General features: G+C 66.2%; 20 protein-coding genes. 10 read left to right on the plus strand and 10 right to left on the minus strand.

Annotated elements, in window-relative coordinates:
- Positions 1-350: 350 nt before the first annotated feature.
- Positions 351-1,652, minus strand: coding sequence for an MFS transporter (locus ACZ5M6_RS08480; RefSeq protein WP_464158145.1), 1,302 nt, complete (start codon positions 1,650-1,652; stop codon positions 351-353).
- A gap of 68 nt (positions 1,653-1,720) precedes the next feature.
- Here ACZ5M6_RS08480 and ACZ5M6_RS08485 point away from each other — a divergent pair, with 68 nt between their 5' ends.
- Positions 1,721-1,963 carry a TonB-dependent receptor plug domain-containing protein gene (locus ACZ5M6_RS08485; protein ID WP_152949854.1) on the plus strand — a complete coding sequence of 81 codons (243 nt, stop codon included), beginning with the start codon at positions 1,721-1,723 and terminating at the stop codon, positions 1,961-1,963.
- Here ACZ5M6_RS08485 and ACZ5M6_RS08490 read toward each other — a convergent pair.
- A complete protein-coding gene (locus ACZ5M6_RS08490) occupies positions 1,945-3,519 on the minus strand; it encodes a sodium/sugar symporter (RefSeq protein ID WP_191558029.1) in 1,575 nt (524 codons plus the stop codon). The genes ACZ5M6_RS08485 and ACZ5M6_RS08490 overlap by 19 nt on opposite strands.
- Positions 3,520-3,649: 130 nt before the next feature.
- Between ACZ5M6_RS08490 and ACZ5M6_RS08495 the strand changes: the two genes are divergently transcribed.
- The 5 genes from ACZ5M6_RS08495 (at position 3,650) to ACZ5M6_RS08515 (ending at position 9,511) form a co-directional block, all read left to right on the plus strand.
- On the plus strand, positions 3,650-3,835 hold the full coding sequence (locus ACZ5M6_RS08495) for a hypothetical protein (RefSeq protein WP_054765350.1): 186 nt from the start codon (positions 3,650-3,652) through the stop codon (positions 3,833-3,835).
- A gap of 106 nt (positions 3,836-3,941) precedes the next feature.
- Positions 3,942-6,878: a TonB-dependent receptor gene (locus ACZ5M6_RS08500; RefSeq protein WP_464158149.1), complete on the plus strand. Its 2,937-nt coding sequence runs from the start codon at positions 3,942-3,944 to the stop codon at positions 6,876-6,878.
- A gap of 64 nt (positions 6,879-6,942) precedes the next feature.
- Positions 6,943-8,232, plus strand: coding sequence for a purple acid phosphatase family protein (locus tag ACZ5M6_RS08505; RefSeq protein WP_464158151.1), 1,290 nt, complete (start codon positions 6,943-6,945; stop codon positions 8,230-8,232).
- On the plus strand, positions 8,232-9,107 hold the full coding sequence (locus ACZ5M6_RS08510; RefSeq protein ID WP_464158154.1) for a glycerophosphodiester phosphodiesterase family protein: 876 nt from the start codon (positions 8,232-8,234) through the stop codon (positions 9,105-9,107). Before ACZ5M6_RS08505 ends, ACZ5M6_RS08510 begins: the two co-directional genes overlap by 1 nt.
- Positions 9,107-9,511 carry a phospholipase domain-containing protein gene (locus ACZ5M6_RS08515; protein WP_464160112.1) on the plus strand — a complete coding sequence of 135 codons (405 nt, stop codon included), beginning with the start codon at positions 9,107-9,109 and terminating at the stop codon, positions 9,509-9,511. Before ACZ5M6_RS08510 ends, ACZ5M6_RS08515 begins: the two co-directional genes overlap by 1 nt.
- Here the strand turns inward: ACZ5M6_RS08515 and ACZ5M6_RS08520 are convergent.
- The 3 genes from ACZ5M6_RS08520 to ACZ5M6_RS08530 form a co-directional block, all read right to left on the minus strand.
- A complete protein-coding gene (locus ACZ5M6_RS08520; RefSeq protein WP_464158155.1) occupies positions 9,495-12,485 on the minus strand; it encodes a TonB-dependent receptor in 2,991 nt (996 codons plus the stop codon). The two genes, ACZ5M6_RS08515 and ACZ5M6_RS08520, sit on opposite strands and share 17 nt — an antisense overlap.
- 157 nt (positions 12,486-12,642) lie before the next feature.
- The gene (locus ACZ5M6_RS08525) at positions 12,643-13,626 is read right to left on the minus strand and encodes a FecR family protein (protein WP_464158157.1); all 984 of its coding nucleotides are present in this window, start codon (positions 13,624-13,626) and stop codon (positions 12,643-12,645) included.
- A complete protein-coding gene (locus ACZ5M6_RS08530) occupies positions 13,623-14,126 on the minus strand; it encodes a sigma-70 family RNA polymerase sigma factor (RefSeq protein WP_333896087.1) in 504 nt (167 codons plus the stop codon). Before ACZ5M6_RS08530 ends, ACZ5M6_RS08525 begins: the two co-directional genes overlap by 4 nt.
- A gap of 246 nt (positions 14,127-14,372) precedes the next feature.
- On the opposite strand from ACZ5M6_RS08530, the gene ACZ5M6_RS08535 reads away from it, so the two are divergent.
- Positions 14,373-15,878: a tryptophan halogenase family protein gene (locus ACZ5M6_RS08535; RefSeq protein WP_464160113.1), complete on the plus strand. Its 1,506-nt coding sequence runs from the start codon at positions 14,373-14,375 to the stop codon at positions 15,876-15,878.
- Here ACZ5M6_RS08535 and ACZ5M6_RS08540 read toward each other — a convergent pair.
- From ACZ5M6_RS08540 to ACZ5M6_RS08555, 4 genes are all read right to left on the minus strand, one after another.
- On the minus strand, positions 15,842-17,389 hold the full coding sequence (locus tag ACZ5M6_RS08540; protein ID WP_464158159.1) for a PepSY-associated TM helix domain-containing protein: 1,548 nt from the start codon (positions 17,387-17,389) through the stop codon (positions 15,842-15,844). The genes ACZ5M6_RS08535 and ACZ5M6_RS08540 overlap by 37 nt on opposite strands.
- A 2-nt stretch (positions 17,390-17,391) precedes the next feature.
- Positions 17,392-17,967, minus strand: coding sequence for a hypothetical protein (locus ACZ5M6_RS08545; protein WP_182713685.1), 576 nt, complete (start codon positions 17,965-17,967; stop codon positions 17,392-17,394).
- Positions 17,964-20,246, minus strand: a complete 2,283-nt coding sequence (locus tag ACZ5M6_RS08550) for a TonB-dependent receptor (protein WP_464158161.1) — start codon at positions 20,244-20,246, stop codon at positions 17,964-17,966. The genes ACZ5M6_RS08545 and ACZ5M6_RS08550 overlap by 4 nt, the downstream gene beginning before the upstream one ends.
- Positions 20,247-20,358: 112 nt before the next feature.
- A complete protein-coding gene (locus tag ACZ5M6_RS08555) occupies positions 20,359-22,974 on the minus strand; it encodes a PAS domain-containing protein (RefSeq protein WP_395941989.1) in 2,616 nt (871 codons plus the stop codon).
- A gap of 243 nt (positions 22,975-23,217) precedes the next feature.
- Here ACZ5M6_RS08555 and ACZ5M6_RS08560 point away from each other — a divergent pair, with 243 nt between their 5' ends.
- From ACZ5M6_RS08560 to ACZ5M6_RS08570, 3 genes are read left to right on the plus strand one after another with little or no spacing between them, the layout of a single operon-like run.
- Positions 23,218-23,610, plus strand: coding sequence for an NADH:ubiquinone oxidoreductase subunit NDUFA12 (locus ACZ5M6_RS08560; RefSeq protein WP_464160114.1), 393 nt, complete (start codon positions 23,218-23,220; stop codon positions 23,608-23,610).
- Entirely contained in the window at positions 23,607-24,269 is a 663-nt protein-coding gene (locus ACZ5M6_RS08565; RefSeq protein ID WP_464158163.1) for a DUF2155 domain-containing protein, read from the plus strand. Before ACZ5M6_RS08560 ends, ACZ5M6_RS08565 begins: the two co-directional genes overlap by 4 nt.
- Positions 24,270-24,286: 17 nt before the next feature.
- A complete protein-coding gene (locus ACZ5M6_RS08570; RefSeq protein ID WP_333896082.1) occupies positions 24,287-24,610 on the plus strand; it encodes an EF-hand domain-containing protein in 324 nt (107 codons plus the stop codon).
- 128 nt (positions 24,611-24,738) lie between these two features.
- Here the strand turns inward: ACZ5M6_RS08570 and lepB are convergent, their stop codons facing one another.
- Positions 24,739-25,509: a signal peptidase I gene (gene lepB, locus ACZ5M6_RS08575; protein ID WP_464158165.1), complete on the minus strand. Its 771-nt coding sequence runs from the start codon at positions 25,507-25,509 to the stop codon at positions 24,739-24,741.
- Positions 25,510-25,582: the final 73 nt, after the last annotated feature.

A 25,582-nucleotide genomic window follows, 5' to 3' on the forward strand; every position in this document is an offset into this window, starting at 1 on the left:
ATCCACGGTCGGCAATCGCACTCCTTTGGTTGGGACCCGCAGACGCTAGCTCGCTTGGGTGATCGACGCCATCGGTGGTGTTCACGACGCCGCCATAAGAGTGGCCCACCAGAATAACGTCGCCCTATTCCGGTCCTGCGCGAGGTCGATGGAACCTCCTTGGTCGCTACGCCCGACCACGAGCCGGCCGCCATGATCGCCTATGTGGAGGGACTTGGGCGCCGACCGGCCGTCAAGCCGACGGCGCCCGACTGAGCCTTTGATCTGTGTCAGGCCGGCTGTCGGATCCGCGCCCTCGCTTTCCCATATGATCGGCCAGATCGCGACATCAGATGGGATGTCGACGCTGTTCAGGATGTGCGAGGTGGTGATGCGCCCATGGTTTCGGAAGCCAGCGTGTCGCCCGTTTCGCGAGGCGCAGCCCGTCGCGCCAGAATGATCATTCCTATCGACGTCAGGACGGGGCCGGCGGCCATGAACCCGCGCAAACCCTCCGGGGTCACGCCCGGATGAATTGCGGCGGCGACGATCAGCACGCCCAGCGCCAGGGTGATTTTCGCCAGGGCGCTGAAGATGGCGAAGGCGAGGCCCTGACGGTGGGCCGGAAGGCGGGACGCCCAGTCGCTGAAGCTGGCCCATTTCGCCATGCCCAGCCCGCCGTTGCCCAGGCCGAACAGCCAAGCGCCGGCGATGAAGGCGATCGGCGCGTCGAACGGCGCCAGGAGGAAGACCACGGCCCCGGCGGCCTGGAGCAGAGCCGAAACCGTGAAAAGGGCGATGCGGCGGGACGGAGGAAAGATCATGAGCCAGAGCGGTTGGCCGCAGCAGACGCCTGCGGCGGCGGCGATGATGAGGGCGCCGCCCGTCGTCGATGACGCGAAGGCGCGGGTCGCGAAGTAAGGCTCCAACTTCTGAAACAGAGAAGGGCCCAACATCATCAGGACCATCATGGCGAACAGGGGCCATAGGGCCGCCAAGCCGAGGCCCGATCTCTTCAACGGAGACTGCACGTGAAGGTCGGCTGTATCCGTTGGGCCCCTGAGGCGCCGGTTCAACAAGATCGCCCTCGTGATGGCGATCAGGGCCGCGATCAGCGCCAGGGCGATGAGCATGACGCCGCCGCCGCCGCGCCGCTCAGCAGCGATCAAGGGACCGACCACCACGGCCACGCTCAGATTGCCCAGGCCGCTGGCGAAGATGCGCGTGACCGCGACACGCGACCGCGCCTCAACCTCTGCGGTCGCATTGGCCATCAGGGAGTTTTGAGAGACGTCATAGACGGCGAAGGCGAGGCGAAACAGGACGCCCGTCGTCAGGGCCCAGCCGACGCGCATCGGAAAGGGAAGCAGGGCGGTTGCGACCACCCCCACCAAGGCGACGCCGCTAAAGATCGCGCCGAGGGATTGCAGGCCAGCTGCGCGCCTCATGCCCGCCGACCGGCGAAACAGAATCCGCCCAGCCTGAAGGTCGAAGATCGCGCTGATAAGAAAACCGATCGCCAAGACGCCGGCCATATGGGCGGGCGTCAGACCTGCAACCTCGGTCAGAAAGAAGGCGAACAGAACCTCTCCGCCGTACCAGAACAGACTCTTTCCGTAGTGAGCTGCACCATAGACGGCGGTTGTGGACCACCGGTCACGCCTGCCCAGCACCGAAACGCCCCCCGTCTCCCGGAAGCTTTTCTGACGCGTCCTAGAGGCTTTCACCTTAGCAGCCGCTTGTGACGGTCTCGCAACTGGGGCGCTGGGCGTCGCCGCAGCCAATCTGGGCGGTTTGGGCAGGCAATACCTTAGTCCTGGTCAATGGACGAGGCATCGCCGGCGCGGCCGGGATCAAAGACGGTTTCGCAAACCTGAGCGGTATTCCGCTGAGCGCCGCGGAGCGCGCGGATATCACCCAGGCGGGTTCCTCGGCCGTTTACGGATCAGACGCCCGTCGCTCACCTCACCACCAGATCGAATAGACGAGGATCAGGAAGGCGATGACGCCGAGCCCGGCGAGGTTGAAGCCGAGCGAGGTCTTGTAGCTGATCTTGTCCAGCTTGATCTTCATGGCGTCGGGCTTGGCCGGCGCCAGCAGCGATACGACCACCGCCGCGATCAGCGAGACGATGAAGACGACGCCGACGCGGTTCATGAAGGGGAAGATGAACTGACCCGTCTCCTGCAGCCACCAGAAGACGGCCGACAGAACCACCGAGCCGATGGCGGCGGTCAGGGCGCCGGCTTCGGACGCGCGCTTCCAGAACAGGCCCAGCATGAAGATGACGACGATGCCCGGCGTGAAGAAGCCCGTGAACTCCTGGATGAACTGGAAGGCCTGGTCGAAGCCGCCCAGCAGGGGACGGGCGGTCAGGATGCCGATGATCACGGCGGCGACGGCGGCGATGCGGCCGACCGTGACCAGTTGATGCTCGGGCACGTCCTTCTTGATCTTGGCGTAGAGGTCCAGGGTGAAGATGGTCGAGATCGAATTCACCTTGGACGCCAGCGAGGCGATGATGGCGGCGATCAGGGCGGCGAAGACCAGACCCTTCAGACCGACCGGCAGCAGGTTCATCATTGACGGATAGGCCTGGTCCGGCGCCGACAGGTTCGGGGCCAGCACCAGGGCGGCCATGCCGGGCAGGACCACGATCACCGGCATAAGCAGCTTCAGATAGGCGGCGAAGGCGATGCCCTTCTGGGCTTCGGGCAGGGACTTGGCGGCCAGGGCGCGCTGGATGATGTACTGGTTGAAGCCCCAGTAGCTGATGTTCATGATCCACAGCCCGCCCAGCAGGACGGCGATCCCCGGCAACTCCTGATAGTGAGGATTATCCGGCGACAGGATCATGTCGAACTTGTCGGGGAACTCGGTCAGCAGGGTGTTGAAGCCGGCCAGCGCGCCGCCCGCGCCGCCGATGGTCGACAGGGCGATGAAGCCGATGATCAGGCCGCCGCAGACCAGCAGGGCCACCTGGACGATGTCGGTCAGGGCCACGGCCTTCAGACCGCCCCACAGCTGATAGGCCAGGGCGAAGACGCCGATGGCGACGATGGCGTAGTCCTGGTTGAAGCCCGTGACCGTGTGAACGGCGATGGCGCCCAGCCACAGGATCGAGGTCACGTTCACGAAGACGTAGAGCAGCAGCCAGAAGACAGCCATCACGTTTCGGATCGTCGGCCCGTACCGCTGCTGCAGGAACTGCGGCATGGTGACGATCTCGTTGCGCAGGAAGATCGGCAGGAAGAATTTCCCGACGATCAGCAGGGTGAGCGCCGCCATCCATTCATAGGAGGCGATGCCCAGGCCGATCACATAGCCGGACCCGCTCATGCCGATGATCTGTTCGGCCGAGATGTTGGCCGCAATCAGCGAGGCGCCGATAGCCCACCACGGCAGGCTCTTGGAGGCCATGAAATAGTCGGTGGAGGTCTTCTGCTCGCCGCCCTTGCTGCGAGAAACCCACTGGGCCAGGCCGAAGATGAAGACCGCGTAGATCGCCAGGATCGCCAGATCGACGCTTGCGAGCGACATAGTGTATCCCCCCGTTCGGCCCATTCATTCGAGCTCGAACCGGAGCCTAGGTTAGGCCCCTGAACGCCGCAACGATTTTAATAGATGCGGCTGGACGTGCTGGAGCCGCTGTCCTTGGGGGGAGCCGGCGATGACCCGCTCGCAGATGTCGGCCGCCCGCGTCCTGCACGCGGCCTCAGGCCTGATGTTCTACGCTCCCTTGGAAGAGATTCCCGAGGACGAGCGTGATGCGACGCAGCGGTGGTCCGGCTCCGCTCAGGCGGTCGCCAAGTCGATAAGGCGTGGGCGGCGCCATCCAGGATTGCCCGTTCGGTAAGGATCGGCGACGTAGAGATGAAATGTTGATGACGCCTGTCAGCTTGGTCTGATCGCTCCGTCTCTCTGTCGTCTGCGCCTTCGGCAGACCTCGGGGGATCACACCAATGAACATCAAATCGCGCTATCTGGCGGCGGCGGGAAGCCTGGCCCTGGTCGCGGCCTTCCCGCAATGGGCGGTCGCCCAATCGCAGTCGCAATCGCAGTCACAGTCACGGTCCGCCTCGACCGAGGCGGAGGAGGTCGCTCAGCCCAATCCGGCCGTCCTGGATGACGTCGTCGTCACCGGCTATCTGCAAGGCCTGCGTCGCTCGATCGACGAGAAACGCAAGAATGACATGATCTCGGACAGCGTCAGCGCCGACGACATGGGCAAGCTGCCGTCGTCGAACCTGACCGAAGCCGCATCGCGCATTCCCGGCGTCTCAGCCGTTCGCAACCACTTCACCGGCGAGGGCGACCGGGTCGTCATCCGGGGTATGGCGACCGAGTACAACGCCTATGCCGTCAACGGCGTCCGCATGGGCGGCACGGGGTCGCCGAACGACAACTTCTTCCGTGGCGTTCGGCTCAGCTTCCTGCCGACTTCGGGCGTGGACGCCATCACCGTCTATAAGAGCCTGCTCCCCTACATGGACGGCGACGCCATCGGCGGGACGATTGACATCAAGACGCCGACGGCCTTCGACTACGCTCCGACCTATGCGGCCGGTTCGATCGAGGGAACCCTGCTGCAACAGCGCGAAGACCGAACCTCATGGGCGGCTGACGTCGCCTTCGGCAAGCAGTTTTCGGATCGGCTTGGCCTCTATGTGACCGGCAACTACTCCGAGCGCGGTTCGCAGTTCGAGCAGATCGGCAACTCGGGGGACAACATGCCCCGCACCTGGTACAGCACGACCGAGAGCCTGGATTTCGATCCCAAGACCTTCGTGTCGCGGGGTCTGGAGATGTCGACCGGCGACACGGATGTGACCCGCTGGGGGTTCAACGGCTCGCTGGACTACCGCGGCGACAACCACAGCTTCCACCTGCGTGGTCAGTACAATGAATATGAGGAAACGCAGTTCAGGAACCGTCTGAACTTCCGCAACGAAGGCGGCACCAAGGTCTCGGCCCGTCTGGAGCAGATGGACAAGACGCGAGGCGACCTGGTTCAGCCCGCTGACGCCGTCGTCGGCTACGACCCCAAGCTGGGGGCGATCTACAACTACACCCCCGCCCAGATCGTGGACCGCGACAAGGACGGAAAGATCACCGACGCCGACAAGGGCGCCGCCGGCTTCTACAGCCTGAACGGCGCCTCGGGCGCCTGGGACCCCAAGGGCTTCCGTCTGCGCCGCTATTGGGAAGGCGGCACGACGGAGGGCGTGCTGCAACTGATCAACCTGGGTGGCGAAAGCCGGTTCGGCGCCTTCACCCTGGACTATGACGCCTCCCATTCGGAGTCGGAAGACAACATCATCGACAGCTACGACATGTATTTCGGCCGCAACGCCTATCTGTGGAAAGGCAACGAGGGCGTCGAGATCGTCAGCCAGGATGATCCGCAGTATCTGAAATGGGTGCTGAACCCCGCCGGCATGGCCGCCGTTCAGGATCTGAAGGAATACACCGCCTCCGGCCTGAGCGGCGAATACGGCGGCGCCAAGGAGACCTTGAATCAGGCCCAGTTCAACCTGCGCTACGAACCCGCCGGGTCCTGGCTGCAAGAGGTGCGGGTCGGCGCCAAATACTACAAGTCCGAGCGTGAACGCCGTCAGGGCACGCTGATCGATCTGGCACCCACGGGAACCATGGCTGACTATTCGGCCCTGTTCGGCGAACCGGTCACGGACATGTTCGACGGCCGCTACACCGGCCTCTACCAACTCGGCGCCGTGATCGACACGGACAAGATGATGGCCGAGATCGATCGCGCCAAGGCAGGGAACTCCACCCTGCTGGCCCTGAAAGAGACGGAGTCGCTCGATTACGCCTCCACCTGGTTCTACGACGAACAGGTGGTGTCGGCCTATGTGATGGGCACGGCTCGCTTCGGCGCCGCCGAGATCATCGCCGGGGTTCGAATGGAGGACACCGACAACGAAATCCGCGCCTGGACGGAAGATCCGGTGCGGGGCGAAGACTACGCCCTGGACAACACCGGCTTCACCAACTGGCTGCCGTCGGTGCATCTGAACTATGATCTGACGCCCAGCGCCAAGCTGCGGGCGGCGATCTGGACCAGCGTGTCGCGCCCGGACATCAACCGGATGACCTCGGTCAAGGAATACAGCTACGACCAAGATCCCGACGGCGACGGCAAGACCAATCCGACCACGGAGTGGGTCCTGACCGGCATCGTGCAGGGCAATCCCGGACTGAAGCCGATGACCTCGATCAACTATGATCTGTCAGCGGAGTATTACAACGGGCGGACCGGCGCCTATTCGGTGGCCCTGTTCTACAAGGACCTGGACAAGTTCCTGTACCGGTCATCGTCCTCCGTCATCCAAGACGGCACCTTGGGCGAGTTCGACGATCCGTCGGGCGTCTCCGTCTCCATGCCGATGAACGGCCGCAAGGCCGAAATCCACGGCGTGGAGATCAACGCCCGTCAGCAGCTGCATTGGCTGCCCGCGCCGTTCGACGGCCTGGGCGTGGCCCTGAACGCCACCATCCAGCGTTCGTCGGCCGAGACCGGCCTGTCCTGGCATCCGCAGGGTTACACCCTGCCGTTCATGGAGACCCCAGACCACATCGTGAACCTGGAGCTGTTCTGGGAACGCAACGGCTGGGAAGCCTATGTCGCCTATAACTACCAGGACAAGTCGCTGGAAGACATCGAGGACTTTGGCAACGACCCCTATGAGCAGGACTACCACTTTGTGGACCTGATGATGCGGCGTCAGATCACGCCGAACCTGACGGCGACCTTCAAGGTGCAGAACCTGATGGACAGCTATACCTACTACTACACCTTCGGCTCCGGGAAGGGCGGCGTTCGCGACTATATCGAGAACGGCCGCTATCTGAGCCTGAACCTGAACTGGCGTCTCTGACGACGTCCGGCCGCTCGCGGAAGACACCGCGAGCGGCCTCTTCTTCTCCAACCGAGGTATTCCCATGCGTCTGTCCCTGCGTCTCGCCGCGGCCCTGTCCTGCAGCGTTCTGGCCTTCGCCGTCGTCCCGGTCGCCCAGGCTGAGAGCCTGCCCGAACGGGTCATTGTCAATCTGACCGAAACGCCGGCCACCAGCCTGGCCTTCAACTGGCGCGCCGAAGCCGGGGGCGGGGAGGGGTTTATCGAATATGCGCCCCTGACGCCCGGACCGGCCTATCCTCAGACTGCGGTGCGGATCGCGGCGAAACGCACCGCCGCCGCCTTCACGACCCGCGATCAGGAGCAGGTTTCCGCCGACTACTACAGCGTTCAGCTGACCGGCCTGACGCCGGACACCCAATATGTCTATCGCGTCGGCCGTGAGGGCGCTTGGTCGGCGTGGCGTCAGGTCAGAACCGCCGCCGCCGAGGCCCGCCCCTTCACCTTCCTCTATATGGGCGACGTCCAGAACGACATCCGCTCGATGGGCGGTCTGGCCGTGCGTCGCGCCCTGCGTCAGACGCCGGACGCGGCCTTCATGCTGTTCGCCGGCGACCTGATCAATCGGGCCGACAATGACGCGGAATGGGGCCAGTGGTTCGACATGGACCCGCATCGGCTGGCGGAGACCCCGTCGCTGATGACGCCTGGCAATCATGAATATATGAAGCCCGAGGGCGCGGAGGCGCAGCAGCTGGCGCCCCAGTGGCGGCTTCAGTTCAACCTGCCGGACAACGGCCCTTCCGAACGGCTCAGCGAAACCGTCTATCGCGTCGATTATCAGGGTGTGCGCGTCATCTCGCTGGACGCCGACATGATGGATGAAGACCCTCAGTCGGCGCGTGATCAACTGGCCTGGCTCGAGCGTCAATTGACGGACAGTCCGGCGCGCTGGACCGTCATCCTGATGCACTATCCGCTCTATTCGACGGCGCGGGGACGGGACGGCGCCGAGTTGCGGGCGGTGCTTCAACCGGTGCTGGATCGCCATCACGTCGATCTGGTCCTGGCCGGTCACGACCACACCTATGGACGCGGGCGGCCGCACGATCAGGGACCGGTCTATATGGTCTCCAACGTCGGGCCGAAACAGTATCCGCTGGGCGACATCAACTGGCCTGTCCGCAAGGGCAGCGGGATTCAGGTGTTCCAGCAGATCGAGGCGACGCCGGATCGGCTGACGGTGCGGGCCTTCACCATGGACGGTCTGCTGTATGACGCCTTCCAGCTCGACAAGACCGGCCAGGGCCCGGCGCGCCTGACCGATCTGAAGCCGGCGACGCCGGAGCTGATCCTGCGGCGGGAGGACCGGTGATGCGCTGGCGCGTCGGTCTGGTCGGGCTGATCGCGGTCGCGGGGCTGGCGGCGACGCCGGCCCTGGCCGGTCCGGTCTGTGGAGAGACTGCGGCGATGTCGCGTCTTCAGACCGACCTGGCCCAGCCGCGCGGCGTCTTGCTGATCGCGGCTCACCGGGCGGGGCATCTGACTTCGCCCGAAAACTCCTTGGCCGCCGTCGACGAAGCGGTGCGCGAGGGCGCCGACATCGTCGAACTGGACGTCAAGGTCTCGGCCGACGGCGTGCCCTTTCTGATGCATGATCGGACGGTGACGCGGACCACCGGCGGCGTCGGCGAGGCGGAAAGCCTCACCTATGGCCAACTGCGGGATCTGCGACTGGCGAACAGCGCCGAACCGCCGCCGACCCTGGTTGAGGCTCTCCGCAGGACGTGCGGTCGGGTGCTGGTCGATCTGGATATGAAGACGGATCGCGTCGCGGCCGTGGCGGCGGTGGTGGAAGGATTGGGGATGACCGACCAGGTCGTCTTCTTCGACTCGGACGGAGAGGTGCTGCGGGCGGTGCGACGGCTCCTACCCCGCGCGCACGTCATGCCGCGCGTCGATCGTCCAGACGGTCTAGGGGCCGCGCTCGCGGGACTTGCGGATGTGGCGATCGTGCATGGCGATCCCGACTCCCTGACCCCGGACCTTCGGCGCGGCGTGCGCAGCCTGCCGGCGCGAATCTGGGTCAACAGCCTGGGCGAGGTGGATCACGCCGTGGCGAGCGGCGCACCGGATGTCTGCGCTCGTCTGGAGGGGCTGCTGGCGATGGACGCCAACGTCATCCAGACCGACCGACCGCGCGCATTGCGGAGCGCCGCGGCCGACTGCGGGCTTTCGGCGCGTCCGTGATGGAGGTCCCGCCGTCATGGGGGGACTGGAGGCGGGACGCCGTCGATCCGTCCCGCGTGCGGTCGGGCGGCTTTGGCCGGTCCAGCACAGGCCCCACCCCCGATCCGGCCGGTGGACGGTTCAGGGCGGCGCAGGCGTCGGTGCAAGTGAGGACGCCCCGCCGGGGGTGGGGACTGATACTCGAGATCGTGTTGGGCGAGGACGCCTGGTTCTGCGTCAGCGACGAGGCGGGCCTTTATCCCACGCGCCGCCACAGGGTCAGCGCCGGCGCGCCCTTGCGCCTTCGCCTTCCGGTTCGGGCGGACGGCGGCTACGACCTGACCGTCTCGCGCCTGGGCGGCGACTTCAGGCGGCGATTTTCGGGGCGGCTGGCGTCGAAAGACCAGGTCAGAAGCTGCGGCTGATCGCCAAGGTCACCGTGGGCCCAGTACGGATGTATTCGCGCAGATCCTCCGATCCCGAACCGAAGGTGTACCAATAGGTATGACTGTTCAGCAGATTGCGGACCTGGATCGAAGCGAAGCCGTCTGCGCCCCACCGCCGTCGAAGACTGACGTCCACAAAGCTGTAGGGCTGTTCGTACGGGTCGTTGGCGAAACTATCCATGCCTTCCAGGAAGCCCGACTGGCGGTTCCAGCCGGCCGCCGCCTCCCATCCGCCGCCTTGCCAGAACAGTTCGACGCTCGCCAGGGTCTCGGGCGTCTCGGTGAAGGGGAGACGATCGCCGCGGCGCCAGCTGATGTTGGCGTCGGCGCGGCTGAGCTGCCAGGTCAGATTGGCCGAGACGCCCAGGCCGTCCAGCGGCGCGGGCGCCCAGTCCAGGTTGTGACGGATCGCCAGTTCCATTCCGCTGATCCGCGCCTTGCGCCCGTTGGCGTAGGCCCGCACGGGCGCGCCATCCTCCTCCCCCCGCTCGATCAGCCCGCCGTCGCGAATCGAGCTGGTGGAGGCCCGATAGAGGAAGTTGCGGATATCCTTGTGAAACAGGGCGGCTGACCAGGCCGTTGATCGACCATAGCGTTCCAGCGACAGATCATAGCCGACCGCCTCCATGGGTTTCAGATCCGGATTGCCCTGGCGGATTTCCTGAAGGGTCCAGTCGGTCCTGGGATTGGTCTTGCCGTCGCGGTCGGGGTCCTGGTCATAGACATACTGCCGCGCCGTCGTCATTCGGGCGATGTCGGGCCGGGCGAAACTGGTCCAGACCGCAGCCCGCAGCACCCTGTCGCCGTCAAGGGCACGCCGCAGATGCAGCGACGGCAGCACATTGGTGAAACTGTTGCGGCGATGGTCTCGGCCGTCGCCGCGAAGCGCGTCCAGGATGGGATAGCTGACGTCGGATCGGGTGTGTTCGATCCGGACACCGCCCGTGATCTGGGTCTCATCCCATCGGGCGGCGGCCATGACATAGGCGGCGGCGTCCTGTTCCTTCAACCGAAAGCGTTCTGTGTCGGTCTGAGCCTTGAATTTGGGATCGATGGTGAAATAGGCGCTGTCCCCGCGATAGGCCCGGTCGATCTCGGCCGCCATCCGCCGATTGTCCAGGACGACGCCCAGGCGGTGGTCGCCGACATAGCGGCCGTCGAACATGTCGGTGACCGGCGTACCGAACAAGCCGTCCAGGTCGGCCAGGGTTTCCGGTCCGATCAGGTCGGGCCGGGCGGCGCCCGAGTTGCGGCGGCTGGAGCGCATGTATCGGCCCCCGACTTGTACCGACTCCAGCCAGCCGCTGCTCGGCGTATAGGTCAGATCGAACTGCGCCTGGCCCAGGGTTTCGGACGTGCGCTCCCACTCCTCGCCCAGATGTCTGAAATCAAAGGCGGCGGGGTCCTGAACCGCAGCCATGCCTGCGGGGTTGAGCCCCCACAGGCGAAAGCGCGGGTCGCCGGTCTCGATCACCTTTATCCCGCGATTGCCCAGCCATTCGACCGCGTCCGTCCGGAATTCCAGAAGCGCGCCGCCGTCCAAATCATCCCTGGACCGCGACAGCGACAGGTCATAGGCGATCCGCCAGGGACCGCCCCATCGCCGTCCGCCCAGGTTCAGGGAAGACAGGAGGCCCGATTCACGGGTCGATTCCCAGAACCGTCTCAATCGGAACCCCATCGGATCCCACACGCCCGAAGCGCCCGCCAGGCTGTAGACGGAGCGGACCTTGCGGTCGGCGTCGGTGATCCGTCCGTCTCCGTCCACATCCTTCACGTCTGCGGTCGAATAGCCGTAGATGCGCCCCAGGCTGGGATCAGACCCAACCACCATGGCGTCCGGCTGAGCCAGACCGGTTCTCCGGCTGTCCACCTGGACCAGCCGCTCGGTCCCCGCCAGGCCGTCGTTGCGGAAGTTCAAACGGTTTCGATACTCCTCGCCCTCATAGCGGTTGTACTGAAGCCGCAGGTGAAGGTCCTGGTGTGCGCCTCGCCAGTCCAGGCTTCCGTTCAGACCCAGGCGACGCACCTGGGTCTCGCCGACCGCCAACTCCATGCCCCTCATGACGAACCGGTCGAAATCCCAGCCGGTCGAATAGACGGTGTCGAACCAGACCGGCGGCAGGTCGTCGCTGTCGCCGCCGACCATCTCGAACTGCGAGCGGGCGTCGCTCCAGTTGGCGGCGACGAACAGACCCAGCCGATCGCCGAACCGATGCGAAACCGCCAGGGCCGCCTTGCCCGATTTCGGTCGGTCGAACCGGGTCAGCCAGCCGTGCTCGACCGACAGCCGCACATGGTCGTGGTCGGCGTCGAAGGCTGTGGGGGTCTGGATGTCGATCAGCCCGCCCAGGGCGTCGCCGTCCAGATCGGGCGTCAAGGTCTTGCGCACGATCAGGTTCTGGATTCCCTCGGGCGGCAAATAGCTGAGGCGGACGCCGCGATAGAATTTGTCCGCCCGCGACCCGGCTCCGCCCAGACGTACGCCGTTGATCCGATAGGCGTTCCATTCGGTGGACATGCCCCGAACCGTCAACCGGTCGCCCTCGCCGGTCTGATGGTTGCGGACGGCGTTGACGCCAGGCAGGCGCGCAAGACTTTCCGCCAGATTGTTGGTCGGCAGCAGGCCTTCATCATCGGCGCTGACCACATCGCTGACGCCGTCATAGGCGCGTTTGATCGCCAGGGCGTCGTCGATCGCGCCCTTGCGTCCCAGGACCACCACCTCTTCCAGCTCGGCCGCGGGGGGCTGGGGCTGGGCGCGCTCGACGATCAGGGTCTGACCCACGATCCGGCCCCTCAGATCGGGGTGGGCGGCCAGCAGCCGGTTCAGGGCGGTCCAGGCGGTGGTTCGGGCCTGTATGCCCGGCGTGCGGCGGCCACCCACCAGATCGGCGTCAGCCAGCACAGCCAGACCCGATTGGCGCGACAGCGCCCGAAGAGCCTCGGCCATAGGGCCGCTGGATATCTGAAACCTATGGGCTGTTCGGTCAGGTGTGGACTGAAGGTCCCGAGCTTCAGCCTGTGCCGGCGAAAGCCCCGCCGCAAGCCACAGGCTCGTCGCCGCTACGGCGCTCCACAGCCTTGCACGGCCCGTCCCCATGCCTGGCTCACCGCTCGATCAGCAGACGGCCGGAGGCTTCCCTGCGAAGGGTCAGGCCCTGCATGTCCGCGACGGTGGTCAGGACGTCCTGAGGCTCAGAGGCGGCGAACCGCCCGCTGATCCGGCGGCGGCTCAAGGCGGGATCGGCCAACTCGGCCTTCAGCCCCGGCGATCGGCGCTTCAGCTCGATCAGCAGGTCGGCCAGGCTCATATTGTCCGCGTCGATCCATCCCTCGGTCCAGTCCGGCGTCGTCACATCGGCGTCCAGCCGCTGGATCGGCCCGGCGGCGCCGTCGCTCAGCAATCGGCGGCCGGCGGACAGAAGCTGACGGCGCTCGGGATGGTTCAGTGGAACCACCTCGACCCGACCTTCCAGAACCGTGACCTCCACCGCGCCGCCGCTGCGTTCATCGACGTTGAAGCGCGTGCCTAGGGCCGTGATGCGGTGGGTCGCCGTAAGGACGGAAAACGGACGTCTGGCGTCCTTGGCCACTGAGAAGAAGCCTTCGCCGCTGAGCCAGACGTCGCGCCGTTCCGGTCCGAAGGCCGTGCGGACGCGGCTGTCGCCGTTGAGCTGGATCAGGGAGCCGTCCTCTAGGGCCGCCTGAAGACTTTGTCCCGCCACGCCCTCCAGCCTTTGTTCGATGACGACGGGCGCAGAGGGCCACATCAGCACGGCCAGCGCCGCGCAGGCCGCCGCCGCTAAGCCGCCGACCCAAAGCCGTGAAGACCAGCGGTGGAACAGCCGAGGCGCAGGATGGAGGCCGGCGCGCCGAGAACGTCCGGCCTCGGCCGCCAACCGCGCAGTGACGGCGGCAAGGGCGGGATCGGTCAGCAGGCGTTCCTGGGCGTCCAAGAGGCGCGCGCGGTCCGGGGCCTCCGCAAGCCAGGCGCGCAGCGCCTGGTCAGCCGCCGCATCCATCTCGCCGCAGCGGCGCCGGTCGGCCCACAGGGCGGCCTGTTCTTCTGGGGTGGGCGCAGACGGCCTCATCGGGCGCGCTCCATGTCCACCGCGCGGCGGACCTCAACGGCCGCGCGGCTGAAGTGTTTCTGGGCCGCCTCGACTGAAATGTTCAGCCGGGCGGCGATCTCGGCGTAGCTGAGATCGGCGGACTGTCTCAGCACGAAGACTTCGCGCCTCAGCCGCGGCATGCGCTGAAGCGCACGGGTGAAAAGGTCCGCTCTCTGCTTCATGTCGAGAACCTCGAATGGAGAGGGGGCGTCCGACGCCGCCGCCTCGTCGATCGCCTCGCCGGCCGACGGAGAGGCGACGCGCCTGCGATCGCTCAGCAGGTTCAGGGCCACCCGGAAGGCGTAGGCCACCGGATCCTTCAGCGGCGCAGCCTGAGATCGCGCCAGGACGCGGGCGTAGGCCTCCTGACTGATGTCGTCGGCGTCCGCATCATTGTGGACGCGGCTGCGGACGAAGGCGCGCAGACGCACGGCGTTCTTGGCCAGCAGTCGTCCCGCACCCAAATCCTGAACTGACATCCAATCCCCGTGGGCCCACCCGTTGGGCCGCGCTTTTACGGCTCAACGATGACGTTCCGAAAACAGTCCGGCGAATAATCGCGGCGACGGCCTTCGCCGACCAAGACGGTCAGGCGCTCATTGACGGGGAGGGCCGACGACGACGGATGACGTCTTCTGACGCATCGCCCCAATTGCCGAGATCGCCGCTCTTGCCGAGTCGCGTCGCTTGCTGCCAAGTTTCCCGAAAAACGAGGAAATGTGAGCGTGCGCCAGTTGAAGAAGATCCTGATCGTCGGGGGCGGTTCGGCCGGCTGGATGGCGGCGGCCTTGTTCTCCCGCCTGTTTCGGGGGCTTTACGACATCACCCTGATCGAATCGGAAGCGATCGGCACGGTCGGCGTGGGCGAAGCGACCATTCCGGCCATCAAGACCTTCAACGCGCTGATCGGTTTGGACGAGGCCGACTTCATGCGGCGGACCCAGGCCAGTTTCAAACTGGGCATCCAGTTCATCGACTGGGACCGGATCGGCTCCAGCTACATCCACGGCTTCGGCGTCATCGGGCGCGATCTGGAGTGGCTGCGCTGCCACCAGTACTGGCTGAAGATGCGCGCTGCGGGTCGCGCGTCGGACTTCGCCGCCTATTCGATCAATACGGCGGCGGCCTTGCAGAACCGTTTCATGCGGGCCGATCCCCAAAGAACGGGTTCACCGCTGGGCCATATCGCCCACGCCTTCCATTTCGACGCCGGTCTCTACGCCAAATATCTGCGCGGCCTGTCGGAGGCGGCGGGGGTGCGACGGCGCGAGGGCAAGATCGCCTCGGTTCAGTTGCGGCCCGACGACGGCTTCGTCCAGTCGGTGACGATGGAGGACGGGGCGGTGGAGGCGGCCGATCTGTTCATCGACTGCTCGGGCTTTCGCGGCCTGATCATCGAAGAGGCGATGAAGACCGGCTATGAGGACTGGACCCACTGGCTGCCCTGCGACCGGGCCCTGGCCGTGCCCTGCGCCCGCACCGAACCCTTCACCCCCTACACGCGCGCCACCGCCCGGCCGGCCGGGTGGCAGTGGCGCATTCCGTTGCAGCACCGCACCGGCAACGGCCACGTCTATTCCAGCCGCTATATGGACGAGGCGGAGGCCGAACGGATTCTGCTGTCCAATCTGGATGGGGATCAGCTGGCCGAACCCAATCGCATCCGTTTCGTCGCGGGCAAGCGACGCCAGGTCTGGAACAAGAACTGCGTCGCGGCCGGTCTGGCCTCCGGTTTTCTGGAGCCTTTGGAATCCACCAGCCTGCATCTGATCCAGTCGGTCCTGACCCGTCTGGTGCGACTGATGCCGGACGGCGGTTTCGACCCGACCACCATCGCCGAGTTCAATCGTCAGATGGACTTTGAATATGAGCGGATCCGCGACTTCGTCATCCTGCATTACAAGGCGACCTATCGGGACGACACGCCCTTCTGGCGGGATTGCCGCGACATGGCCGTTCCCGACACCCTCCAGCGCAAGATGGACCTGTTCCGCGCCAACGGCCGGGTCTTCCGCGAGGACGACGAGCTGTTCACCGAGGAAAGCTGGATCCAGGTCTTCCTGGGCCAGGGTGTGATCCCCGCCGGCTATGATCCGCTGGTCGACGTCACGCCCGAAGCGGAGATCGAGCGGTTCCTGAACGATGTGGAGACGGTGATCGGCAAATGCGTGGCGGTCATGCCGTCCCACGCCGACTATGTGGCCCGGGTCTGTTCCGCGGTCGCCGCCTGACTCGTCCGGCGGATTGCAGGCCTTAGAACCGTCCAGGCCAGGAGGGCGGCGATGGCGGCCAGGGCGCCGTTCATGGCCCAGGCGGCGGAGTCTTCGTAATGGGCGCCGTGGCGAACCAGGTGTGTCAGCACGACCAGCCCCAGGGCGACGGCGGAGACGAGCCGCAGGATGCGCGACAAGCGCGCCGGTTCGACCCAGACTGACAGTCCCAGGGTCGTCCCCGTGACCAGACCCCAGACCAGCAGGGGCGTCGAGGCGGCGGTGGAGGACAAGCCCAGGACAATAAGGGCCGAGGCGGCGAAGGCGAGGGGTTGGCTCCAGACGGCGCCGATCCAGATCCGTTCCCATCGCGGGGCGGGGCGGCCCTTGTCGCGTCGCCGCGCCAGCCAGATGGCGACGCCGCTGGCCGTCACCGCCGTCAAGGCCAGACCCAGCAGTCCATAGGCGATCTTGACGACGATGCCGCCGAACCAGCCGAAATGCAGCGGCCCCAGGGAGGCCAGGATCTTTTGCCCCAGGTTCGGCTCAGCCGTGCGGCTGATGTCGAGCAGGCGACCCCGTCCGTCGAAATAGAGGTTGGAGCCCGCCATCACCCGATTGGGTTTGGCGACATTGACCACGACCGTCTGTCCCTGTTCGGCAGGATGTTCGATGCTGATGAAGGTCGGCCGCGCATCGGGCGCCAGCCGCTGGGCCGCCTCGACGGCGGCGGCCAGATCGGGCGGGGCGACGGCCGGGCGCGGATCGTCGGGAATGACCGGAACGAACAGGGCGTAGGCCTTGGAGGTGTCGCCCTGGAACATGGCCAGGGCCAGAATTCCGACGATGAGGGTGCTGAGGCCCAACAGGGCGCCCGTCAGCGAGACGATGACGTGAAAGGGCAGGGCCCACACACCCGCCCGATTGTGCAGATCGGCTTCCTGCAGCCGCTTGGCGCCGCCCCAGCGTAGATGAAAGGCGTCCTTGAACACGCGCGGATGGGCCAGGACGCCAGAGATCAGCGAGGACAGAAGGGCGACCCCCGCCAGACCCACGACGAAGCCGCCCCAGGCGCGGGGCAGATGCAGGGCGGTGTGCAGCAGGACCATGAACTCAGTCCAGACGGCCTCGCCTTCATCCCCCAGTCGCCCGGCCGCATCCGCGGCGTAGGTATGCTCCACGCCGTCGGCGTCCGTGCTCACCGTCAAGCGAGGCAGGTCCGGGGTGGGGGGCAGGATGCGGACATGCTCCACCGTCGTCGAGGAACGAGCGATGGCCTGTTCCATGGCGGTCTGCAGGGCGGCCGGCGTCACTGCGGCGATGGGCGTCGCATTCGGCTGTTCCCAACGCTGGAACTCCCGCGCGAAGACGGCGACCGATCCTGAGAAACAGACCAGATAGATCAAGGCTGCGAAGGCCAGGCCGAGGGCGGAGTGGCCTGCCAGGACGGACCGGACGAATCCAGCCGGGACCTTGGGCCAGATGGGCTTGCCAGCCTTCTTGGGCGCGGGATCGAGGCGGTTGTCCTTCATCGTCAGAACCCCTTGAGCATGGCGGCGGCGAAGGTCGCCAGGCTGACGCCGACCAGGACGGCGGTGGCGCGCAGGATCTTGTCGTCGGCCAGGGTCCAGGCCATGGCGGCGCCCCACAGCAGGGGCGCCAGCAGCCCGCCCAGCACCAGCCGGGTCTCGGCCGCGCCCGGACAGAAGGCGACGAAGGCGATGGCGGTGCCCATGGCGGCGATCATGCCGATCGGTCCGGCCAGAAGAGCCCGAAGCCAGCCGCGCCAGGCCTTGGCGCCTCGGTTGGACGGTTCGGGCGCCAGGCTGCGTTCGGCCCGTCCGCGCGCGGTGCGCCGCTCCATGCCCCAGGCCACCACCAGAAGGACGCAGACCGAGATCAGCGTCACGGCGATGAAGGGACCGCGCGCCGGCCCCAGCCAGAAGGCGTATGCGAAGGTAAGTGTCGCCAGCAGCGCCCAGCCGCCGACGATCCACAACGGGCGGCGCGCCGAGCGATCCCCCCAGGCGCGGCGCAGCAGCCGCGCCCCGCCGACCCCGCCGGCGATCAGGGGGATCGACGCGAGGAGGGTGGTCGCCTCGGGGCTCACCAGCGCGCCTGAAGCATCAGGCCGACGACCCGCGGATCGCCCAGAACGGCCTGGTTCGTCTGGGCGCGGTCGTAGCTCATATAGTGTTCGTCGAAGAGGTTTTTGGCGTAGACATAGGCGCCCCAGGGGCCGGTCTCATAGCCGATCTTTCCATTGACCAGGGTGCGGCCGCTGACGCGGCTGTCGCCCTGGCTGAATCCGGTGCTGGTGAACACCTCGGATCGATAGTTGGCGTTCAGATTGGCGACGAAGCCGTCGCCCCAGCGGTAGTTGCCGCCCAGGGCCAGGGTCCAACGGGGGGCGAACGAAAACTCCGAGCCGGTCAGATCGCTGGTCTGGCCGTTCACCGTGGTCGTGAACTCGTCGAACTGGGTGCGGGTGTAACCGGCGGAGGCGTACCAGTCGAAGGTGGACGAAAGCCGGTGCGCCGTCTCGATCTCGAAGCCGTACAGATGCGACCGACCGGCGTTGACCGTGTGGCTGTCGTACAGGTTGATGCCGAAGTTCACATTGACCTGCTGGTCAGTCCAATCGACATAGTAGGCGTTGGCGTTGACGGTCAGGGCGCCGTCCAGCCAGGCGGAGCGCAGGGAAGCCTCATAGTTCCAGGTGTATTCGGGATCATAGGCGAACAGCTGGGATCGGGCCGTATTGCTGCTGGATCCGCCGGAACGATAGCCGCGCTGGACGACGAAACCTGCGGTCACGTCCGGCGTCAGGTCGTAGAGTACGCCCAGCTTGGGCAGAAAGGCCTCGAATTCTCGCGTGGCGGGGGGCGTGGCCGATCCCGCTTGGGCCACCATGGCGGCCACCCCGGCATTGATTCCGGTCACAGCCAGATACAGGGGCGAACCCGCCGCGCCGAAGGCCGCCGGATCGGGATAGACGCCGGCGAACCGGGCTGATTGCGTGACCTGGGTGGTGTTTTCCTCATGATCCCAGCGGAAGCCGCCCACGATCGACAGGCGGTCGGTCAGGTTCCACTCGCCGTCGCCGAACAGGGCGTAGGTCGTGACCTGGGCCGGAAAATCGCCCGTATAGTCCACGGGAATGACGGGCAGGACGGCGGCGTATTGGGCGGCGATGGCGGCTGCGGCGGAGGTCGGGAAGCCGCCGGCGCTCAGGAGGCCCGCAATGGTGTTGACCGGCGTCGGCACGTCGGTGCGGCTGGCCGAAATGCGCCTCTGATCGCGATCATAATAGAAGGCGCCGATCAGGCCGTGCAGACGGTCGCCTTGATAGTTGAAGCGCAACTCCTGGGTCAGGGTCTCGAAGTCGTCGCCGTTCTTGCCGTAGCTGACGGCCTGGGCCGTCCCGTCGCCGTCGTACTGAACACGCTGGGCCACATCGCTCCAGGAGGTCACGGCCGAGATCGACAGCCGGTCGGACAGCCTTTGGGTTAGCTCAAGGGTCGCCAGATCGGCCTCGACATGGCTCAGGTTGGCCGTGTCCGAGAAAGCCTGCCGGTTCTCGTAGAAGTCCGGCGCATTGGTGTTGGTGTAGACGAACAGGTAGCCGCCGTCGCTTTCGAACCGGGTGTAGCCCAGGCGCGCCTCGAATCCCGGCAGAGCCTTGGGCGTCCACAGCAGCCGTCCCCGCACCGTCAGACTGTCGACCGGGTCTTCAGGCTGGTCCAGGGTCACATTGTGCGTGAAGCCGTCACCGTCCCGCTTTTCAGCCGACAGGCGGAACGCCAGCTCGTCCGCGATAAGAGGCCCGCCTCCGGCGACCGCCAATGTGGTTTCGTCAGGCGAGGCGATGGTGGCGCGGGTGCGAAGGTCCCAGTCGAAGGTCGGGTCCACGGTCCGCATCACCACGGCGCCGGCCAGGGCGTTCAGACCTTGCAGCGTCGATTGCGGTCCGCGGAAGACCTCCACCTGACGCATGTCCCAGACGTCGGTCGGACCGTTGAACGTGATGGCGGCGGGCAGGGGCGCGCCATCGACATAGATGGTCGCCAGGGAAGAGTCGCCGCCGCCCGACACGCCGTTGTTGTTGATGCCCCGAATAGTGAAGCCGTTGTGGCCGTAGGTCTCGGACATGTTGGCGGTGCGCTGGAAGATTTCGGCCAGCGACTGGATGGCTTCTTGGTTGATCCGGCGCGCGGTGACGACGCCGACGCTGGTCGGGGTGTCCTGCAACGAGCGATCCGTCTTTTCGCCGGTGACGACGATCTCATCCAGCGTCGTCGTCTGATCGACCGTTTGCGCCCTGGCCCCAAGCGGGCTCAGAGCCAGAACGGCGATGGCCGTAGAGGCCAGAAGGTGAAGTCGCGACATGGCATCCCCCGCTCGCTGAGTTCGTGCGGAGCGCCGTAAAAGGGCCAGTAATGCGAGTCAATCGCATTCTCAAAATAATCTGAGCCGTTCCGATGTTTCGGCGGATCGGGTCTCAGTCGGCGGTGAGGATGGCCTTAACCCGCCGGGCCAGTTCGTCCATGGCGAAGGGCTTGGTCAGTATGTGCATTCCCGGGTCGAGGTGGCCGTGGCTGAGGACGGCGTTCTCGGCATAGCCGGTGACGAACAACACCTTCAGATCGGGTCGGACCGCGCGCGCGGCGTCGGCCACCTGGCGGCCGTTCATCCCACCGGGCAGACCGACGTCGGTGATCAGAAGGTCGATGGGCCGGTCGGTATTCAGGGTCGCGAGCCCGGCCTTCCCGTCCTCGGCTTCCAGGGTGGCGTAACCCAGTTGGCCCAGGACTTCAGAGGCCAGCATCCGCACCGTCGGTTCGTCGTCCACGATCAGGATCGTCTGGCCCGCCGTCGCCTGGGGCGTGTCGGCGGCGCTCGGCGTCGGCTCGGGCGCTTCGGCCGCGCCCAGGTGGCGGGGCAGGTACAGGCAGACCATCGTCCCTTGGCCCGGTTCCGAATAGATTCGGACCTGTCCGCCTGACTGGCGGGCGAATCCATAGATCATCGACAGGCCCAGCCCCGTGCCCTGGCCGATCGGCTTGGTGGTGAAGAAGGGTTCGAAGGCCTTGGCCACGACGTCCGGCGTCATGCCTTCGCCCGTGTCGGACACGCACAGCGACACATATTGGCCCGGCGGCAGTTCGCATTCCGCCGCCACCCGCTCATCCAGCCAGCGATTGCCGCTTTCGATGGTCAGTTTGCCGCCCTCGGGCATGGCGTCTCGGGCGTTGATGCACAGGTTCAGCAAGGCGTTTTCCAACTGACCCGGATCCACCAGCACGGGCCACAGACCGCCCCCGTGCACGGCTTCGACGGTGATGCCCGGCCCCATGGTGCGCTGGATCAGCTCCTCCATCCCCCTCGCCAGCCGGGCCAGATCGGTGGGGCGAGGGGCCAGGGTCTGGCGACGCGAGAAGGCCAGCAGGCGGTGAGTCAGGGACGAGGCGCGGCGCGCGGCGCCCTGGGCGGCGGTGATGAAGCGATCCGCCTCATTGATCCGCCCTTCGGCCAGCCGCTTGGCCAACAGATCCAGGCTTCCGGTTATGCCCGTCAGCAGATTGTTGAAGTCATGGGCGATGCCGCCGGTGAGCTGTCCGACCGCCTCCATCTTCTGGGATTGGCGCAGAGCCTCCTCGCTCTTCATCAAGGCGGCGGTCCGCTCTTCGACTTGACGTTCCAGAGAAGCCGCCAGGTCCGCGAGGTTGCGCTCGACCCGTCGGCGTTCCGTCGCGGCGCGAGTCCGCTCGGCCACGTCGCGGATGAAGGCCATTTCGTCTTCAGGCCATGCACGGGTCGTGGCGTGGTTCAGATAGAGCAGGGCCACCAGACCGCCCTGTTCGGTCAAGGGCATGTTGACGAAGGCGCGCGCACTGATGGCCTCCAGCGCCTGGGCCGTCTGGGACGTGCGGGGGTCCAGCCGTGCGTCGGCGATCACGGCGGTCTCGCCGCGCTTCAGCTCCTCGATGTAGGAGCCGTAGTCGCGGAAGTGCAGCACGCCGGCCAGCGTCTTTATTCCAGGCGCGTTCCAGTCGCGGTCGATGGTGATCGTCTCGGCCTGTCGATCGACCAGGCCGTAACCGGCGCGGCTGACCTCCAGGGTGCGGCCCAGAACCTGGGCCGCTGCGTAGGAGATGTCGGCGGGGTCGTCCAGATCGCGCAGGGCGTCCGACAGCTCCACCAGGGCGGTCCGCATCTTCTGGGACCGCACTTCGCGGGTGATGTCCTGGGTCACGCCCGCGATACGAAGCGGCGCGCCGTCCGCATCGCTGATCAGCACGCCGCGCGCCTTCATCCAGCGGGTTTCGCCCTGGGGCGTGACGATGCGGTGGGTGATGTCGTAGTCCGCGCCGTCGTTAATCGTGGCGTCGCTCTGGGCGCGAACGGCGTCGCGATCCTCAGGGTGGATCAGCGACTGACGATCCTCATAGGTCATCGGCCGATCGCTCGGCCATCCCAGCAGGGCCTTGTAGGCCTCCGAGGCCGCCAAGGATCGGCTGGCGACATCCACGCTCCAGGCGCCCAGCCCGCCGGCGGCCATCGCCAGCTCAAGTTCGCGCTCGCGTTCCTGCGCAAGGGTCAGGCGGTTCGTCAGCTCCGCCGACAGGGCGGCGTTGCGGGATTTCAGCCCCTCGACCTTTTCCCGGTCGCGTGTGACGTCCAACTGACTGGCGAAGAAATAGGCCAGGTCGCCGTAGCCGTCATAGACCGGCGCCAGCAACAGGCGGTTCCAGAAGGCGGACCCGTCCTTGCGATAGTTGCGGATGTCGATCTCGATCGGCGCGGCGTCTTTCACAGCCCTGTGGATGCGCTTGACCGTCTCCGGCTCGGTCTCCGGCCCTTGCAGGAACCGGCAGTTTCGACCGAGAATTTCGGACCGCTCATAGCCGGTCAACCGGCAGAAGGCGTCATTGGCGAAGACGACCGGATTATCCGGCAGACGAGGGTTTGTCACAATCATCGGCATGCGGGTCGCCCGCACGGCGGCGACGAAGGGATCGGTCCCGCGGTCGATTCCAGCGACCTCATCGGCGATTCGCTCGGCGTCCAGGGCCTCCACCTGACCGTCGTTGGCGTTCCGCCTGTCCTTGTCCAAATCTCGCATCCTCAAGTGATCCGCCGAAGGGCGACGCTTAGAACACCCCCGAGGGCAGTTCGGTTCTAAACAGATTCACAGGTTTAGGTTTGATCCTTTCCCCTCGCGTCGCGCGGAAAGGATCGAAAGCGGCCGGCCGCCGTCCCGGCGCCTGAATGCTGGACGAACGGGGCTGGGGTTTCTATGATCGCGCCCGACCGTCGGGGTTTCGCCCGCGGCGTCTTTTCGCGTGGGTTTGACGACGTGCTGAACAAAATTTTCGCCTGGTGGAATGGGGCCACGATCGGCACCCTGTTTACGATCGCCAAGCGCGGCCGCTTCGTCGGGACCGATGAGTTCGGCAACAAATATTACGAAGCTAAGGACCGCTCCAGCTATGACGGCCGCAAGCGTCGCTGGGTCGTCTATGAAGGCTATGCCGACGCCACCAAGGTGTCGCCGGACTGGCACGGCTGGCTGCGTTACACCTTTGACCTGCCGCCGACCGAGGCGCCCCTGTTGCGTCGCCCGTGGGAGAAGGACCATCTGCCCAATCTGACGGGCACGCCCATGGCTTGGCGTCCGCAGGGCTCGCTGGCCGCAGAGGCCAAGCGCCCGGCCGCCACGGGCGATTATCAGGCCTGGACGCCCGAGTGAGACAGAATCGGCTGCTGACGGCTGGGGCGACCCTCGTGCTGGCGCTTAGCGCCGGGGCGGTCACCGCCAGCGTCCTTCAGGATGCGCCCCGCGACGCGCGTCCGGTTCAACAGGATCCGATCGGCGAAATCCTGCGAAACACGCCGGCGACGCCGGCCGTCCCGACCGAGACGGCCCCCGCTGGCACGCCCGCGCCTCGCGCCCCGATCGCCGTCTCTCCTCCACCGTCGGTTCAGATCGCCGAGGACGCGGCCGTGGCCGAAAAAGCCGAGGAAGAGGTCGAGGCGGAAGCCCCGGTGGCCGAAAAGCCGATCGAACAGCCCGAGACTCCGGCTCGCCGTCAGCGGCGCAAGTTCGCCGTCATCCAGGCCCTGGACAAGACCACGGCCGAGACGATGAAGTTCGAGGTCGAGGTCGGCGGTCGGCCGGTCCGGTTCAACAAGAATCTGATCTTCACCGCCCGCGCCTGCGAAGTCTCCACGCCCGACGAGCTGACCGAAGACGCCATCGCCTATCTTCAGGTCGCAATTCAGAGCCGAGGCGCCGCCTCGGCCGAGCCGCGCCAGATCTTCCGCGGTTGGATGTTCGCCTCGTCTCCGGCCGTCAGCGGGCTTCAGCACCCGAACTACGACGCCTGGGTCGTAGGCTGTAAGAACTGAGCGGGGCGGGCGGCGACATGGCGCCTCGGCCGCTGAAGAAGACGGAAACCGTCGAAATCCGTCTGCCGCACGAGACCAAGACGGCCTTCATGGCGCGCTGCCGCGCCGAGGGCCGCACCGCCAGCGACGTGCTTCGCCGTTTTATCGACGCCGAACTGGCCGGGCGTCCGCGCCGGTTCGACGGCCGCCTGCTCCTGGCGGCGGTTCTGGCCGCCCTGGCCCTGGGGGCCGTCGCCGCGCCGTCCCTGGCTGAGAGCGTGACGCCGACCCGAACCGCCTTTGATCGCCTGGACCGCGACCATGACGGCCGTCTCAGCTTCGAAGAGTTCCGCGCCCGCTAGAGCATGATCGTTTCGGACGGAACCGCTTCGCGGTTCCTCCTCAACGGATCAGGCTCTCGCTTTAATCTGGAGCCTGATTCACCGTTTCAGCGGAACCGCGAAGCGGTTCCTTCTCAACGGATCAGGCTCTAGCGGATCGGGACGAAGAACCGGCCTCCGCGCAACTGGGTCCAGGTCCAGGGCTTGACCAGGGCCGCGCCCAGCTTCCAGGACCAGGCGATGAACTCCGCTCTCCCTATGATGTTCTGGGCGGGCAACAGACCGACCCCGACCGAGGCGGGCCAGCGCCCGTCCAGCGAGTTGTCGCGATTGTCGCCCATCATCAAATAGCGGCCGGCCGGCACCTGATAGATTTCGGTGTCGTCGCCGGGCAGGTCGGGACCGCCGTCATAGGTGACATAATGTTTGCCGTTGGGCAGGGTCTCGGCCACCAGCCGCACCGTGCGGCCCGGATCGTCATGGTCTTGGGTGATGCCCAGCCGGGTCTGGGGGATCGGCCGGTCATTGACGAAGACGGTTCCGCCCCGCACCTGAACCGTATCGCCCGGCAGGCCGATCACCCGTTTGATCCAGACCTGACCCGGATCGCGCGGCAGGCGGAAGACGACGACGTCGCCCCGCCGGGGCTGACGCTGACCCAGCCGACCCTCGCCCTCTGGACGGCCTGCGGGCAGGGAGGCCCTGCTCCAGCCATAGGCGAATTTGGAGACGACGATGTAGTCGCCGACCACCAGTCCCGGCTCCATCGAGGCGCTCGGAATGGTGAAGGGCTGATAGGCGATGGTGCGAAAGGCCGTGGCCAGCACGAGGGCGACGATCACTGTCACAGCAATCTCAAACGCGTCACGCCAGAGGGCGCGTGCGGGGAGGGGCGGGGTGTTTGAAGCGGCTTGGGTCATGCGCCTGAAGAGGCCGCATCCCTTACGCCGTCGCCAGGGCGAACCTGTCCGGACGCCGGAATAGCGTGTCCGG

Source organism: Brevundimonas sp. Br13 (assembly GCF_055391505.1).

What these genes read in the sequence shown, in the direction of transcription:
- ACZ5M6_RS08505 (WP_464158151.1), top strand. Translation starts at nt 6,943, where the DNA reads ATGCGTCTGTCCCTGCGTCTCGCCGCGGCCCTGTCCTGCAGCGTTCTG.
- ACZ5M6_RS08540 (WP_464158159.1), bottom strand. Translation starts at nt 17,389, where the DNA reads ATGAAGGACAACCGCCTCGATCCCGCGCCCAAGAAGGCTGGCAAGCCC.
- ACZ5M6_RS08500 (WP_464158149.1), top strand. Translation starts at nt 3,942, where the DNA reads ATGAACATCAAATCGCGCTATCTGGCGGCGGCGGGAAGCCTGGCCCTG.
- ACZ5M6_RS08530 (WP_333896087.1), bottom strand. Translation starts at nt 14,126, where the DNA reads ATGTCAGTTCAGGATTTGGGTGCGGGACGACTGCTGGCCAAGAACGCC.
- ACZ5M6_RS08515 (WP_464160112.1), top strand. Translation starts at nt 9,107, where the DNA reads ATGGAGGTCCCGCCGTCATGGGGGGACTGGAGGCGGGACGCCGTCGAT.
- lepB (WP_464158165.1), bottom strand. Translation starts at nt 25,509, where the DNA reads ATGACCCAAGCCGCTTCAAACACCCCGCCCCTCCCCGCACGCGCCCTC.
- ACZ5M6_RS08490 (WP_191558029.1), bottom strand. Translation starts at nt 3,519, where the DNA reads ATGTCGCTCGCAAGCGTCGATCTGGCGATCCTGGCGATCTACGCGGTC.
- ACZ5M6_RS08550 (WP_464158161.1), bottom strand. Translation starts at nt 20,246, where the DNA reads ATGTCGCGACTTCACCTTCTGGCCTCTACGGCCATCGCCGTTCTGGCT.
- ACZ5M6_RS08495 (WP_054765350.1), top strand. Translation starts at nt 3,650, where the DNA reads ATGACCCGCTCGCAGATGTCGGCCGCCCGCGTCCTGCACGCGGCCTCA.
- ACZ5M6_RS08570 (WP_333896082.1), top strand. Translation starts at nt 24,287, where the DNA reads ATGGCGCCTCGGCCGCTGAAGAAGACGGAAACCGTCGAAATCCGTCTG.
- ACZ5M6_RS08520 (WP_464158155.1), bottom strand. Translation starts at nt 12,485, where the DNA reads ATGGCCGAGGCTCTTCGGGCGCTGTCGCGCCAATCGGGTCTGGCTGTG.
- ACZ5M6_RS08525 (WP_464158157.1), bottom strand. Translation starts at nt 13,626, where the DNA reads ATGAGGCCGTCTGCGCCCACCCCAGAAGAACAGGCCGCCCTGTGGGCC.
- ACZ5M6_RS08510 (WP_464158154.1), top strand. Translation starts at nt 8,232, where the DNA reads ATGCGCTGGCGCGTCGGTCTGGTCGGGCTGATCGCGGTCGCGGGGCTG.